General features: G+C 45.9%; 12 protein-coding genes. 6 read left to right on the forward strand and 6 right to left on the reverse strand.

Going from position 1 to position 14,337, the window contains the following annotated elements; all coding sequences use genetic code 11:
* The first annotated feature begins 251 nt into the window (after positions 1–251).
* Positions 252–749, forward strand: a complete 498-nt coding sequence (locus tag H7R39_RS01715) for a phosphatidylglycerophosphatase A family protein (RefSeq protein ID WP_185897700.1) — start codon at positions 252–254, stop codon at positions 747–749.
* Between the two features lie 149 nt (positions 750–898).
* On the opposite strand, the gene H7R39_RS01720 is transcribed toward H7R39_RS01715, so the two are convergent.
* The 3 genes from H7R39_RS01720 to H7R39_RS01730 all read right to left on the reverse strand — a co-directional run bounded on the left by H7R39_RS01720 (position 899) and on the right by H7R39_RS01730 (position 5,056).
* Positions 899–1,330 (reverse strand): fatty-acid--CoA ligase, encoded by a 432-nt coding sequence (locus tag H7R39_RS01720; RefSeq protein ID WP_122862756.1) that lies wholly within the window; start codon positions 1,328–1,330, stop codon positions 899–901.
* Positions 1,330–4,407, reverse strand: coding sequence for a cytochrome c biogenesis protein CcsA (ccsA, locus tag H7R39_RS01725; RefSeq protein ID WP_185897701.1), 3,078 nt, complete (start codon positions 4,405–4,407; stop codon positions 1,330–1,332). Before ccsA ends, H7R39_RS01720 begins: the two co-directional genes overlap by 1 nt.
* A gap of 85 nt (positions 4,408–4,492) precedes the next feature.
* Positions 4,493–5,056, reverse strand: coding sequence for an RBBP9/YdeN family alpha/beta hydrolase (locus H7R39_RS01730; RefSeq protein WP_185897702.1), 564 nt, complete (start codon positions 5,054–5,056; stop codon positions 4,493–4,495).
* A gap of 301 nt (positions 5,057–5,357) precedes the next feature.
* Here H7R39_RS01730 and phsA point away from each other — a divergent pair, with 301 nt between their 5' ends.
* The 5 genes from phsA (at position 5,358) to H7R39_RS01755 (ending at position 11,091) form a co-directional block, all read left to right on the forward strand.
* A complete protein-coding gene (gene phsA / locus H7R39_RS01735) occupies positions 5,358–7,646 on the forward strand; it encodes a thiosulfate reductase PhsA (RefSeq protein WP_185897703.1) in 2,289 nt (762 codons plus the stop codon).
* A 10-nt stretch (positions 7,647–7,656) separates the two neighbouring features.
* A complete protein-coding gene (locus tag H7R39_RS01740; RefSeq protein WP_185897704.1) occupies positions 7,657–8,226 on the forward strand; it encodes a 4Fe-4S dicluster domain-containing protein in 570 nt (189 codons plus the stop codon).
* Positions 8,219–9,190: an NrfD/PsrC family molybdoenzyme membrane anchor subunit gene (gene nrfD / locus H7R39_RS01745; protein ID WP_185897705.1), complete on the forward strand. Its 972-nt coding sequence runs from the start codon at positions 8,219–8,221 to the stop codon at positions 9,188–9,190. The genes H7R39_RS01740 and nrfD overlap by 8 nt, the downstream gene beginning before the upstream one ends.
* 124 nt (positions 9,191–9,314) lie before the next feature.
* The gene (locus H7R39_RS01750; protein ID WP_185897706.1) at positions 9,315–9,983 is read left to right on the forward strand and encodes a response regulator transcription factor; all 669 of its coding nucleotides are present in this window, start codon (positions 9,315–9,317) and stop codon (positions 9,981–9,983) included.
* The gene (locus H7R39_RS01755) at positions 9,967–11,091 is read left to right on the forward strand and encodes a sensor histidine kinase (protein ID WP_185897707.1); all 1,125 of its coding nucleotides are present in this window, start codon (positions 9,967–9,969) and stop codon (positions 11,089–11,091) included. Before H7R39_RS01750 ends, H7R39_RS01755 begins: the two co-directional genes overlap by 17 nt.
* Here H7R39_RS01755 and H7R39_RS01760 read toward each other — a convergent pair.
* The 3 genes from H7R39_RS01760 to glmS all read right to left on the reverse strand — a co-directional run bounded on the left by H7R39_RS01760 (position 11,088) and on the right by glmS (position 14,336).
* The gene (locus H7R39_RS01760; protein ID WP_185897708.1) at positions 11,088–11,939 is read right to left on the reverse strand and encodes a cache domain-containing protein; all 852 of its coding nucleotides are present in this window, start codon (positions 11,937–11,939) and stop codon (positions 11,088–11,090) included. The two genes, H7R39_RS01755 and H7R39_RS01760, sit on opposite strands and share 4 nt — an antisense overlap.
* Positions 11,932–12,303, reverse strand: coding sequence for an HIT family protein (locus H7R39_RS01765; RefSeq protein ID WP_185897709.1), 372 nt, complete (start codon positions 12,301–12,303; stop codon positions 11,932–11,934). The genes H7R39_RS01760 and H7R39_RS01765 overlap by 8 nt, the downstream gene beginning before the upstream one ends.
* Positions 12,304–12,500: 197 nt before the next feature.
* Positions 12,501–14,336 carry a glutamine--fructose-6-phosphate transaminase (isomerizing) gene (gene glmS / locus H7R39_RS01770; protein WP_185897710.1) on the reverse strand — a complete coding sequence of 612 codons (1,836 nt, stop codon included), beginning with the start codon at positions 14,334–14,336 and terminating at the stop codon, positions 12,501–12,503.
* Position 14,337: the final 1 nt, after the last annotated feature.

Genomic DNA, 14,337 nt, shown 5'->3' on the forward strand with positions numbered 1-14,337 from the left:
AAAGGTGCGGGTTTTTACACAGGGCGTGGGTGTGCTTGTTGCCAAAATTTGAGAGCCAAAAAGTCAGAGCAAAATTTGCTGTTTTGCTTCAAATTTAGCGGCTCGTGCCTCCAAATTTGAAAATATCCGACATCGACGAAAATTTGGCGTCCGAATTTTGAAATTTGCAAGCTAAATTTGCTAAAATCGCACTAAAAATCGGCGAGTAAAAATGCGCCGATGATGATTTAAATTTGATTTCAAGGAAAATTATGCAAAGGTTATTTTTAACGTTTTTTGGTGCAGGTCTTAGCCCCAAAGCTCCGGGCACGGTGGGATCGCTGGCTGGCGCGGTCGCGGCGTTTGGGATTTTGATGATTTTGCCCGCTTCCACGCTATTTTTGGTTTCGATTTGCCTTTTTTTATATAGTATCAAGATCATCGACGATTATGAAGCAAAAACCGGCATGCACGATCACGGCAGTATCGTGATAGACGAGGTTGCAGGCGTTTGGCTGGCGATATCTATCAGCGGCGCTACGGCGGTGCAGTTTGCGCTCTCGGTTTTGTTTTTTAGGGTGTTTGATATCTGGAAACCCTCTGTGATCGGACGCATCGATAGGGATGTCAAGGGCGGGCTTGGCGTGATGGGCGACGATATGCTAGCAGGGCTTTTTGCGGGGCTTCTTAGCGCTATTTGCTACGAGGCCGCGACGAAGATTGGACTTGACTACGAGTGGATTAAATTTGAACTGCCGTTTGTGAAATAAAATCGTAGCGGCTCTCAAAGCCAAGGCGCTTTTTTGATTCTTGACTTAAATTTGCCTTTCAAGCGCTACTTTTGCGTCAAATTTGTTTGGGTAAAAATAAAATCGTCTGCTTTAAAAATCAAACGGCGACGTTAAATTTGACACCTGATTTACTTTTTTCTTTGCGAGGTTCCAAGCTGTTCGTAGTAGTCTATCTCGGCTACGTATTCGGGATTTTTCTTTTTTAGCTCGTTGCTCATAAAGGCTATCAGTTTTGCGTCGGCGTTTTTGTGAGAGGCCAAAATCGTGATGAAATTTAGATAAGCTTTTGCGTCGCTTGGGGCTTTGCCGTTTTGTTTGGACGGGATTTTAAACGAGGCGGCGAAAATTTTTAAAGCCGCAAAAAGATCGTTTTTATCGCTTTTTGGATTGCCGGCGATGTTGATTAGATCTTGCAGGGTGAGCTCTTTTTCCTCTTTTGCCGCGGGTGCATTTTGAGTAGTTTTGTCGCCGTGTTTAAATTTGACGACGAGAAAAATTAGCGCGGCGACGATTATTAAAAAAATCGCCGCCAAAATCGCTATTATGAGGGTTTGATTCATTATAATTTTATCGTTTTATCGGGCTTTCTAAAGTACGCCAAAACCGCGATCAAGACCATCAAAAGCGCGCCCACCCATACGAAAGTAGGCACCGGTATCGGCTCGCCCGCAGCATACGAGTGCATGCCGCTTAGGTAGAAGTTGACGCCAAAATAGGTCATTATGATCGACCAATAAGCAAACATCGAAGTCACGGCAAATGCGTACTGGCTGTTTAGCTTAGGGATAAATCTGATGTGTAAAACCGCCGCATAAACTAAAATAGAAACCAGCGCCCACGTCTCCTTGCTATCCCAACCCCAGTATCGACCCCAGCTTTCGTTCGCCCAAACGCCGCCTAGGAAGTTTCCCATCGTAAGTAGGCTAAGGCCTAGTATCATCGCCATCTCGTTTATACGCGTGGCCTCTAGGATATTTCGCGAAATTTCCTTATGCTCTTTGCCGCCTTGCAGAGCAAAAAGCACGAGCGTAAACATACCAAGTAGCGAGCAAAGTCCCAAAAATCCGTAGCTAGCTGTTATGACTGAAACGTGGATCGTTAGCCAGTAGCTCTGAAGCACAGGCACTAGAGTAGTGATCTGCGGATCCATCCAGCTAAGGTGCGCTACAAATAGCGTAACGCCCGCTAAAATCGAGGTTAGCGCCATGGCTATCGGGCTTTGGCGAGAGAATACGAGGCCCGATAAGCTAAGCGCCCAAGCGATATATATCATCGACTCGTAGGCGTTGCTCCACGGCGCGTGCTCGGAAATATACCAGCGTATGCCGATGCCGAAAGTGTGTAGTAAAAACGCCAAGATATTTACTCCGTAAACGATACCAAATAGCCATTTTATATTTAGTTTAGGCCTTGCCATCTTGGCAAACACGAAGCATAAAAGGCCAAATCCTGCCAAAAGATATATCGGCGTTAGCGACTCGAAAATTTTATATTCGTTAAAAAACAGCTCCATCTCGACGCGTTTTTCGCCTGGGATGACTGCTTTGCCGTGCTCTTGTTGATAGGTTTTTATCTCGGCTAGAGCTTGATTTGCACGGCGCCAGTTGCTGTTTTCGGTAGCTTCGGCAACGCTAGTGAAGTAGCTTCTTAGCATCCTGCCGATTGCCTCGCTCTCGTTTTTAGGGAGATATATCATAGCCGAAGCTATACCGTACCATTTGTTGTTTGGATCGTCCATCTTTGGAAACATCGTAAAGACTTCGCCTATAAACACCATATAAAGGATATTTAGACGCTCGTCCACTTTTTGCAGGTCTTTATCGAACGTTCCGCGCTCGCCCGGAGTTTTGCGGTTTGCGGCTTCGGCAAATTTGTTGAGTTTGTAGATGATTTTACCGTCTTTATCGCTTGCAAAAAAGTCGTTATAGCTTGCGTATTTGGCCTTTTCGTCTATGCCGATTAGCTTTTTTAGCTCTTTATTTCCGACGTAGATTATCGGCACGTCGCGCCAGTACGGGGCGTTTACCATCATCGAAAGTATGGCTTGGGTTGCGTTTAGGCCGTCTAGCGTATCGCCGCGGTGGATTTTGTTTAAAATTTCTCTTGCTACGGTATCAAAAGGCTTCATCCTGCCGTCTGCGCTTTGGATAATTAGCGTCGAAAGCTCTTTGGCATGGTTTGCGTCGATATTTCTAGCGTTATCGACAGCGTAGGTTTTGCTTGGGGCAAATGCCGCAAAGCAGGCGATTAGCGCGAAGCTAGCGACTTTTTTCACGGCATCTTCGTTTATCTTTTTGGCTAGTTTTCTAAAGCGCGACCGAGGATTTACGACGTTGAAAAATAGTCCAAGTCCTAGCAAAAAGTAGCCGACATAGGTCGGAATCTTGCCTGGGTCGCGGTTTACGGATAACACTGTGCCAAGCTCGTCTTGATCGTAGCTGCTTTGGAAAAATCTATATCCGTCGTGATCTAATACGTGGTTCATATAAATTTTATACGGGTAGTTTCCGGACCTAGAGTCCTCGACGATAACGTCGCTAGAGTAGCTCATTGGCGAATTTGAACCCGGATAACGCTTAAGCTCGAAGTCTTCAAGCTTTAAAGAAAAAGGAAGTTCGACCATCTTTGAGCCCCAATAAACGTTAAAAAGTACGCCGTCGATCTTAGCTTTAGCCGGTATGTAGCTGTTTTCGTAGAGCATGAGCTGCTGCGTCTGGCCGTCAAACGTCAAATTTGCCACCAATGCGTCGTATTCGCCGTTTTTGCTCACGACTCTCTTGGCCGCCTTGGTTAGCAGCGATTTTGGAACGAAATTTACGTCCGTGACCGTATAGAGCTGCATCGGTAAAAACTCGGTCGCTTGGTCTTTCGCGTACTCGCCTTTTTCATTCGTCGCCATCGTAAAGTAGCCGATATTTTGGTTTGATGTTAGATAAAATTTGCCCTCTTTTAGCTCGATTTTGACGAAATTTTCAAGTAGCGGCTGAGCGTCAAACGCAAAGCTAACGCCGCCCACCTCGCGAGTTTCGCCGGCTTGCAGGCTTATTTCTTCTTTTGAGTCGGGGCTTGATACTGCAAGTCTAACGAGCGGCTCGCCTTTTTCCGCTTCGTAGTACTCGGTTTCGGCCTTTTTGTAGTATCCGTCAAAGGTTAAATTTGCTTTTTTGCCCGCGATTTCAAGCGGCAAGTTAAAGTCGTTTGAACCGATGGAAGTGATTTGTTTTGGGATTGAGTTTGAGTAAATTTGACCGTCTTTTTCGGCGGCGATTTCTATTCTAGAAACGGATCCAAATACCGCGTTTGATGTTTCGTTTTCTCTGATGTGTATGTTACCCTCGAAGCCTAGATATCGCGTCATCGCCGCGCCTAAAAGCATAAACAAAAAGCTAACGTGAAATATCAAAACGGGCAGTTTTTCTTTTCTTAAAAGGTTGTATCTGAAAATATTGTAAGCTAAATTTATGCCTAAAAGCACCTGTACTAAAGCGAACCAACTCGCTCCGTAAACCGCCGCCCACGCGCTTTTTGTGTCGTAGTAGCTTTCTATTATCGTCGCCGCGCCGCTACCGATGGCAAATATAACAAGTAGCACGACGGCCGACGTCATACTGAAAAATAGGGATTTTAACTCGCTCAAAACAGATCCTTGAACATAAATTTAGTAAATCAAAATGCGCATTATAGTAATTTTTTTTAAATAATCTTACTTTTTAGTTATTATTTTATGATAATTTTTCGTCTTTAAGTTTAAATAAATTTAATATAAACTCAAATTCGCTAAAGCCGTCCGCGCTCATAAAGTGTCCGCCTTTTTCAAAGATATCGGGCGTTACGCCTAAATTTCTCGCTACCTTTAGGCTAAGCTCGCAAGGCACGATATAGTCGTCTTTTGCGGCTATTACTTTTATAAAATTCGTCGCCGATTTTATCTTTTTGTAGGCGATTTGCGGTTCGCAAAACTCATCCAAAATCGCAAATTCCTTAATCGGCTCGTCAAACGGCGATATGAGGACTAGACCGCCAAATTTTGGCAAATTTGCAAAACCGCTAAGAAAATTTAGGCTAGTTATCGTGCCTAGGCTGTGCGCGATGATAAATGAATTTTCGCCTAAATTTACGTTTTGCTTCATCGTTTCTAGCCACTCGTTTAGCTTTGGCGCTTGAGGGTTTGGCATCTTTAAGATTTCCACCTCGGCAAGGCCGCGCACTTTATCTTTAAACCAGGAAAACCAGTGGCTTTGCGGAGAAGCGTCGTAGCCGTGAATGATGTAAATTTGCTTTTTCATTAAATTTGCCTTTTTGAAAAAATACGCGAATTATATACAAATAAAATTAAATTAATTTTTGACGCAAACCGCAAGAATACTTTTTAAGTTATAAATTTAAGTAAACGGCGACTCAAATATCATCACCCTTTAAAATTTGATATTTGTAAATTTGACAATTTTGAAGTTAAATTTAAGCTTTTTTCCCTAAAAAACGAAATAGTCGTTATCAATTAAAATTTATATTGATACGAAAAATTTACGTATAATTTACGTTGATTATTTAAGATTTCGGTAAATTTATTTCAAAAAGGGAGAAAAAATGGATACTTCGAGGCGAAATTTCTTAAAAGCATCCACCGCCACGGGCTTGCTTGCGATGACGTATGCGCCAGGTACCCTGGGCGCAGTCGGCGCCAAAGCGCTAGAAGGCGGCGATAAGACCGTTTATAGTTTTTGCGAGATGTGCTCTTCTCGCTGTCCTATCGAGGCCAAGGTCGTGGACGGCAAAAACGTCTTCATCCAAGGCAACGGCAAGGTAAGCGGCACGGCGACTTCCGTGTGTGCAAGGGGCGGCAGCGGGCACAATCAGCTCTACGATCCGCAGCGCATCGTAAAACCGCTCATCAGAGTAGGCGAGCGCGGCGAAAACAAATGGCGCGAGGCGGGCTGGGACGAGGCGCTTGACCTAGTCGCTAAAAAAATGCTAGAAATCAAGGAAAAATACGGTCCCGAGAGCTTTGTATTTACGGCAAAATCAAGCCAAACGCACAAGCTAATGACGACATTTGCCAGCGCGTACGGTTCACCAAACTGCTTTTCGCACTTCTCCTGTTGCCCGATCACCTATCAGATGGTTTGCGAGCATATGTACGGCGACGCGAAGCTAAAAAGAGACTTCGGCAACGCAAAATACGTCGTAAATTTCGGTCACAATCTTTTTGAAGGCATCGTCATCGCCGATGCTAAAAAGCTAGCTAAAATGGCCGCGAAAGAAGATACCAAGCTGCTGGTTTTAGATCCGCGCTTTAGCGTCGTGGCCTCAAAAGCCGACGAGTGGCTACCCGTAAAACCGGGAACCGATCTGGCCTTCGTTTTAGCCCTTATCCATACTTGGATCAAAAACGGCACTTACGATAAAGAATTTATAGAAAAATTTACGATCGGATTTGACAAAGTCGTAGAAGCGACCAAAGACACCACTCCGCAGTGGCAAGAAAAGATTACCGGAATACCTGCAAAAACCGTCGAGCGAATCGCGGGCGAAATCTGGAAAGCCGCACCTAAAGTCATCATCGACTTCGGTCACAACACCACTACGACTAGAGCCGAATACATCCGCACTCGCGCGATAATGACGGCAAACGCGATGATGGGCAACTGGGAGAAAAAAGGCGGAATCTTCGGCGGTAAAAAGGCTAAATTTTATAACAAACTAATCGGCGAAGAGTTAATCCCCGAGATTACGAACCCGGACGCCGCGATAAAAGTACCTAAAGTGCCTAGAATAGACGCTGCGGGCGAGGACGGACGAAACAAATTCGTCAGCAGAAGCCACGGCGTTTTGATGGAGATCCCGCAAGCTATACTAAGCGAAAAGCCTTATCCCGTAAAAGGCTGGTTTAGCATAAGGTTTAACCACCCGATCAACGTCGCGGGCACGGAAACTACGATAGAGAGCCTAAAAAAGCTTGATTTTATCGTTTGTTCGGACATTTATATGAGCGATTTTGCGATATGGGCGGACGTGATACTGCCTGAGAGCACCTATCTGGAGCGCGACGAAGGCATCGAGGATAAATCAGGACTAAAACCCGCGTATATGATAAGAAATAAGGTCGTAGATCCCGTCGGCGACACCAAAAACGGCTACGATATCTTTAGGGAGTTAGCCCGCAGGATGAAAATAGACGAGCAGTACTCCGCAAATACGATGGACGAGTGGCGAATGCGACAAGTAAAGGGAAACGCCGAGCTTTTGGCAAAGCTGGTTAAAGACGGCTACGTCACGTGGAAGGTGCCGGGGATTTTGTTTAGAGAAAAAGATAGCGTAAAAGAATTTACGAAAAAATTCCCTTACGCGGAGCAGTTCGTGGGCGACGGCGGGCTGATGGAGTCGCAGGTCAAATTTAAAACCGATAGCGGCAAAATAGAGCTTTTTAGCGAAAAAGTCGAAAAGCAGTTTCCCGGATACGGCTGCTTAAACGCCGAGGGCATGGACGTATTTTTCGGCGAGGAGCTTTGCCTAATGAGCGGCAAAACGCCGATACACACCAATGGCCACACGCAAAACGTCGAATTTTTAAACGACTTGATGAGTAGCGCGCCCGTCTGGATACACCCTAATACCGCGAAAAAATACGGGCTAAAAGACGGTGATAAGATAACTCTTCAAAGCAAAACCGCGAAGGAAAAGGCAAACGTGATGCTTACCGAGGGCATCAGAGAAGATACGCTTTTCGTCTATCACGGTTTCGGTCACGAAAGCGCCGGACTAAAACGCACGAACGGCGTAGGAACGAATCAAAGCAAGCTACTAGATCCTACCGTGATCGGCCCCGTCGCCTCCACGATGGTGCGAAACGTCGGCGTCAAGATAATAAAAGCGTAAAGGAAAAAAGATGAAAAAAGCGTATAGAATGATACATGACGAAAACCTCTGCATAGGCTGCCAAGCGTGCTCGGTGGCTTGCAGGAGCGAAAACGAAGTGCCTAGAGGCGTTTTTAGACTTCAAGTCCATTCGCAGATAAAGGGCAAATTTCCAAATTTAAAAACCGACTTTAGCAGACACAGCTGCGTGATGTGCGAGGACGCTCCGTGCGTGACCGTTTGCCCTACGGGAGCTAGCTTTCAGACGGCTGAGGGTATCGTGCTGCTAGATCACTCTACCTGCGTATCTTGCAAATACTGCATCCTGGCCTGTCCTTACGACGCTCGCTACGTCGAGCCAAAAACCGGCGAGATAGGCAAATGCACGTTTTGCTTTGAAACTAGAGTCAGCGTAGGCGAGCAGCCTGCGTGCGTGACCGTTTGTCCGACCGATGCTTTGGCATTCGGCGATATAAACGATCCAAACAGCGAAGTAAGTAAAATTTTAAATAATAAAGCTCACTACTATCCTAAAGCCGAGCTTAAAACCAAACCGAAGCTTGCTATGATAGCTAACCGCAAAGGAGGAAGCCATGAATAATATGTGGGGAAGCGTAGCGCAATATAATGAAATTTACTGGCCGTGGCCGATAGCGGTTTATCTATTTTTGGCTGGTTTATCTGCAGGCGCGATGATGGTTGCGTTGCTTGTTAAGTGGAACTACCACAAAAAACAAGACGGTAGTATCTGGGACGCGATGGTAAAGGCGGGCGCTCTAGTAGCTCCTATAACGATCACCGTGGGCCTTGCGCTTTTGGTGCTTGACCTTGGCAAGCCGCTTAGTTTTTACTGGATTTTGATTAAGTATAACTTTGGTTCCGTTATGTCTATCGGCGTTGCGTTACTGCTGCTTTATACGCCGCTAGCTTACCTTTTTGCGGTAATTATTTTCGAAGAAGAGATAGAAAAGTATAAAATTCTAGCGATTTTACGCCCTATTTCTAGGCTGATTCGCTCTTTCGCGCCTCTTTCAAAGATAGTGGAGACGGCGCTTTTCGGCCTTGCGATCGGCGTAGGTATATATACGGGCTTTTTGCTTAGCGCGATTACGAAGCTTCCGCTTTGGAACACGCCGATTTTGCCGATCTTGTTCCTAACATCAGGCTTTAGCTCAGGCGTAGCGACAAACATCTTGGTCGGACTTTTGTGCTTCAAACACCTTCTTAACGAAGACAACGTGAAGTATCTTTTGGTTATGGACTTGCGCGCCGTACTTTTCGAGATACCGCTTATAGCTATACTATTTTTGGGACTATATTTCGAGGGCGGAGCGAGTGCGCTCGCGGCAAAGCAAGCGCTTACTACGGGGCAATACGCGCTTATATTTTGGCTTGGCGTCGTAGGATTGGGGCTCTTGACCCCTATCACTATAGCGCTAACGGCTCTTAAAAATCACGCTTATAGAGTGGGCTACATCATAGCAAACTCTCTTGTAGTTATCTGCGGCGTCGTGATGCTAAGATACTATATAGTTTATGCCGGTCAAGTTTTTACGGGCGCGTGAAATTTAGACTAAACTATACGCATTAGGCTCGGTAAACTCGCCGAGCCTTTTTAAATTCAGACGATCCAAAATCATTTTTAGCTATCATCTCCCTTAAAATATTGCGATAAAATTCGGAGAATTTATGAAAATTTTACTGCTTGAAGACGACTTCGTATATCGTGAGAGCGTTAGCGAATACCTAGAAAGCCTAGGCTACGAGGTCGATGAGGCGCCCGACGGCAAGGTTGCCTGCGATAAGATAGCGGCGGGCTTTTATCACCTGCTGATCCTTGATATCAAGGTCCCGCATATCAGCGGACACGAGGTGATAAAATACGCCAAAGATATCGGCTATGACGCGCCTATAATGATAATGACCTCGCTCGTGGATATAGACGATATGGCGGTCGGATACGAGCTTGGCTGTAACGAGTATCTAAAAAAGCCCTTTGAGCTAGCCGAGCTCAAATTTAGAGTAAACGAGCTAATGCGAAAATATCACGGCAGAGACGATAAAAACTTGATCGCGATCGATGAAAACTTTAGTCTCGATACCGCCAAAAAGCGGCTTAAATTTAAAGGCGAGCCGGTTGAGTTAAGTTTGAAAGAATTCGACATCATCGAGTGTTTGCTGTTTCATAAAAACAGCTTTGTCGGTATCGAAAGGCTGCGCGCCGAGGTGTGGAACGACAAGGAGATCGACCCCGCCGACGTACGCATGCATATACTAAAAATCCGTCAAAAAACGACTCCCGAGTTTATAAAATCATCGCGCGGACTAGGCTATAAGATAGATGTTTCAAAATCTTAAAATCCCCATTTTAGCCACTTTTATTATCATGGCTTTGTTTATATTTCAAAGCTACGAGATTATAAATTTAAGCTCCAAAGACGAATACTCAAAAAATATGTTCGAGCTGCTGGAGTACGAGGGTAAAATCCGCAAAGCGCTCGATAAAAACGAGACTTTGCCTATTTCGCTCACATATAGATACGGCGTTTTTGATCTCAAAGAAAAGCAGATCGTCTCAAATTTAGACGCACGCCCGAGCGATTTAAAATTTATCACCCGTCAAGAAAACGGCCATCTTTTTTACAAGACCTATTTTAGCGCGGACGGCGAGTTTTATTATCTCGTGCTAGCCAAAAAGCAAAACGCGGCTAGGATTTTATTCGTCGCGGCTCTAACTCTTGCCTTTGCGCTCGTGGTCGTATTTTTCGCGCTTTATTTGTCGTTTGTTAGCGGTATAAAGCCCTATAAAGACGCTAAAAAATATATGAATAACTTTTTTAACGACGCGATGCACGAGCTAAAAACGCCGCTGGGAGTCATCGGCATAAACCTTGAAATGCTAGGCCTTGATAACAAATACGTCACCCGCATGCGCTCGGCTCTAAAGCAGATGCAAGTTACATACGAGGACACCGAGTACTACATCAAGCGCGGATATATTTTATTTCCGCCCGAGATTTTAAATTTGAGCGAATTTTGCCTCGAGCGAGCGCGGTATATGCGCGGTATCGCGATGGCGAAAAATATCAAAATTTACGACTTCGTCGAGCCGAATTTGCAAATTTTTATGAGCAAGATAGAGGCAGGCAGACTGATCGATAACAACCTAAGCAATGCCGTAAAATACAGCCGCGAAGGAGGAATAATAAATTTGCGCCTTTTTGAAAAAAGCGGCAAAATCGTGCTCGTAGTCGAGGACGAGGGCGAAGGCATAAAAGATACGAGTAAAATTTGGAAACGCTACGTCAGAGACGAAGGCGTGCAGGGCGGCTTTGGGCTAGGGCTAAACATCGTGCAAAGCATCTGCGTGAAAAACGGCGTAGAGTACGGCGTGAAAAGCGAACTGGGCAAAGGCAGCGTCTTTACCTATAAATTTTCGCCGTACTCAAAAAGCCTGCTTGACTAATCAAACCAAACGCTAAGCTTTGCTAAATTTCGCTCTTTTGAGTCCGAGTTAAAATAAATCACGAAGTAGCCCACGCGCTCACCCTTTGCGTCGTTCATCGGCTGGACGGTAAAGGCGTGCGAATCCGTCTGATAAAATCCGCCGCTTTTAAATTTGATATCCTTTAGCATCGGCAAGACGTTTAAATTTGCGTAGCTCTTATTTACGAAATGAAAGCCTTCGATGATGCCCTCGTCGCTGCTGTTTTGATAGGGCAGGTCGCCGCCTGCGTCGAGCAATACGAAAAGATCAAGCCCTTGTTGCGAGAAAAAGTCGCTCAAATGCTTAAAATCAAGTAGTACTTCGATACTGCCGAGCATCTTTTTATCCTCAAATATCGGCGCGACCGACCTAATGAAAACTCCCGCGCGACCGACCTCGATGCCTGCGGCTACGCCGTTTTTAGCCTCGGCTAGCAGGTGGCGAAAGTTCGTTAGATCGTCGTTATACATCGGTATCCAGCTCCTAGCAAAGCTCCTCATTTCGGGCGTATGGATGTGAAATTTGGCATTTTGGTAAATCGGCACCTTGCTTAGCGTTTTGGTAAATTCGCCAAGCGTCTCTAGGCACATCCGTCGGTCGTTTTGGCTCATGCATTTTTTTACGTGCTCGTTTTGCGCTAGTAGCGCCGCCACCGTCATCGCGGAGAGTTTTTCCTCTTCTATGTTTTTATTTAAAATTTGCGTTTGAAAGTCGAGAAATTTTTTGATATTTTCCGTCTGCGTCTGCTCGTCCCAGCGCGCCTTATAAACCGCCAAAACGCCTGCTACTACGAGGAACGCGAGCGTTAGAAGTATTTTTTTATTCACGTGTTTTGCCTAGCTCGCGCGCTAAAATTTGAGAAAACTCGGCAAAATCAGGCAAATTTAGCTCGCCATCGCGCTGCTTTTTGCCCCACATGGACTCCGGGAAAAAGCTATCGCTCTCAAACCTAGCCATCACATGAAAATGCACTCGCGGCACGTAGTTTGCAAAGCTTGCGATGTTTATTTTCGTGGGATTATAAAATTTTCTCATTGCCTTTTCGGTCGTTAAAACCGCTTCAAATATCCTTTTTTGCGTCGCTTCGTCGCAGTCGGTTAGCTCCTTAAACGGCGTTTTGGTAAAAATTTTTACCCACGGTATCTCGCTAGTTTCGCGCTCGACGAAAATCAGCTCGTCTTCAAAAATCATTTTAAGCTCCTTTTTGATAGCGATTTTAGCTAAATTTGAATTTTAATCTTTTTAAATTAGGACTATTTGCTTTGATCTGTATTTCGGGTGTGCTCTGTAAAATTTAGCGGTTTTATGGCGTATTAAATTTGAGTTTCTTGCATTAAAATTTAAAAGCGAAATTTAACGCCTCCACTCGTCAAATTTCTCCTATTAATTTACTCTACAGTCACGCTTTTAGCGAGATTTCGCGGCATATCTACGTCGTTGCCTAGCCTCACGGCGATTTCCAGCGCAAAAAGCTGCAGGATGATCATCATCTCGAAAAACTCACTCATCGGGTGAGCTTGCTTGCTCGTTTTGATAAAATCGTCGCTAAGCTCGAACTCCTCGGGGCTAATCGCAAGTATATAGGCGTCGCGGGCAGCTAGCTCCTCGACGTTGCTCTTGGTTTTTTCGTAGAGGACGGTTTGCGGCATCAGCGCGATCGTAAAGAGCCTCTCGTCGGCAAGCGCGATAGGGCCATGCTTCATCTCGCCAGCTGGATAGCCCTCGGCGTGCAGATAGGAGATCTCTTTGAGCTTTAGCGCGCCTTCTAGCGCTAGCGGGTAAAATATATCTCGCCCGATAAAAAAGAATCCGTGGCCGTGCAAATAGTGCTTGGCTAGGCGGCGGATGCGCTCTTGCGGCTCTTTGCTGATATTTAAAATTTGCGGGACGTGCAGGAGCGCCGCGATCTCGCTTTTTAGCTCGTCTTTGCTTATTGATGCCTTAGCCTGCGCGATTTGCAGCGCTAGCATCCATAGCGTCACGACCTGCGTGGCGAAGGCTTTGGTGCTGGCTACGCCTTTTTCGATACCGGCGCGAGTTAACAGAGTGTCGTCCGCTAGGCGCACGATCGAGGAGTTATCGACGTTGCAGATGGCTAGCGTCTTTAGCCCCGCTTGCTTGGCGATTTTTAGCGCTTCTAGGGTGTCGGCGGTTTCGCCGCTTTGCGAGATGACGATAAAAAGAGCGTTTTTGTTTAGTTTTGGGCGCCTATAACGAAATTCGCTAGCGATCTCGACCTTAGCTCTCGTGTCTGCTAGACGCTCGAAAAGGTAGCTAGACGTAAGGGCTGCGTGATAGCTCGTGCCGCACGCGCAGATCACGATATCGTCGATATTTCGTAGGTACTCATCGGTTAAATTTTCAAGACCTACCGCATCCTCTTTGACGCGTCCCATTAGCGTTTCGCTCACTACCGCGCTTTGCTCATAGATCTCTTTTTCCATAAAAAAGCGGTAGCCCTCTTTTTGCGCGTAGCTTTTATCCGCTGGCAGCGCGGCAAAGCTCGGGCTTAGTTTTTTTGCGGCTTTAAAAACCGCGATCTCGTCAATGCTAACAAATCCGTAGCTTTTGTCGTCTAGGTAGCACACCTCTTTGGCTAAGCCGATCAGCGGGGCGTCCGAGGAGGCGAAAAATACCTCTTTTTCGTCGCTTTTGCCGATAGCTAACGGCGCGGCGTCCTTGGCGAAGAAAATTTTGCCCGGAGCCGTTTTGGTGATAAGCAGCGTCGCGTAAGCACCGTGCAGGCGCGCTACCGTAGCCTCGTATGCTTTAAAAGGCTCGCCGATAGTTTTTAAATTTTCCTCAAAAAGATGCACGATAACCTCGGTGTCGGTTTGGCTGAGGAAGCTAACGCCCTTTGCTTCAAGCTCCTCTTTTAGCTCTTTGTAGTTTTCGATGATGCCGTTGTGAACGACGAAAGAGTGCTCGCCAAGGTGCGGGTGAGCGTTGATCTCGGTAGGTTTGCCGTGCGTAGCCCAACGCGTGTGTCCGATCGCGACGCCTTCGCCGCTAGAGCTAAAGCCCTCTGATTTTTTGGCTAAATTTTCAAGCTTGCCGATGGCTTTGAAAAAGGCGATTTCTTGCGCGCATTTGTCGCAACCGCCATCCAGGCTCATCACAGCCATGCCTGCGCTATCGTAGCCGCGGTACTCAAGCTCTTTTAATCCGTTTAAAATAAACTCTCTTTTTTCTCTATTGCCGACGTAACCGACGATTCCACACATG

Origin of the sequence: Campylobacter massiliensis (genome assembly GCF_014253065.1) — a bacterium.
GTDB classification, from domain to species: Bacteria; Campylobacterota; Campylobacteria; order Campylobacterales; family Campylobacteraceae; genus Campylobacter_A; species Campylobacter_A massiliensis.

What these genes read in the sequence shown, in the direction of transcription:
- H7R39_RS01765 (WP_185897709.1), bottom strand. Translation starts at nt 12,303, where the DNA reads ATGATTTTTGAAGACGAGCTGATTTTCGTCGAGCGCGAAACTAGCGAG.
- H7R39_RS01750 (WP_185897706.1), top strand. Translation starts at nt 9,315, where the DNA reads ATGAAAATTTTACTGCTTGAAGACGACTTCGTATATCGTGAGAGCGTT.
- H7R39_RS01730 (WP_185897702.1), bottom strand. Translation starts at nt 5,056, where the DNA reads ATGAAAAAGCAAATTTACATCATTCACGGCTACGACGCTTCTCCGCAA.
- H7R39_RS01720 (WP_122862756.1), bottom strand. Translation starts at nt 1,330, where the DNA reads ATGAATCAAACCCTCATAATAGCGATTTTGGCGGCGATTTTTTTAATA.
- phsA (WP_185897703.1), top strand. Translation starts at nt 5,358, where the DNA reads ATGGATACTTCGAGGCGAAATTTCTTAAAAGCATCCACCGCCACGGGC.
- glmS (WP_185897710.1), bottom strand. Translation starts at nt 14,336, where the DNA reads ATGTGTGGAATCGTCGGTTACGTCGGCAATAGAGAAAAAAGAGAGTTT.
- H7R39_RS01755 (WP_185897707.1), top strand. Translation starts at nt 9,967, where the DNA reads ATGTTTCAAAATCTTAAAATCCCCATTTTAGCCACTTTTATTATCATG.
- H7R39_RS01740 (WP_185897704.1), top strand. Translation starts at nt 7,657, where the DNA reads ATGAAAAAAGCGTATAGAATGATACATGACGAAAACCTCTGCATAGGC.
- H7R39_RS01715 (WP_185897700.1), top strand. Translation starts at nt 252, where the DNA reads ATGCAAAGGTTATTTTTAACGTTTTTTGGTGCAGGTCTTAGCCCCAAA.
- nrfD (WP_185897705.1), top strand. Translation starts at nt 8,219, where the DNA reads ATGAATAATATGTGGGGAAGCGTAGCGCAATATAATGAAATTTACTGG.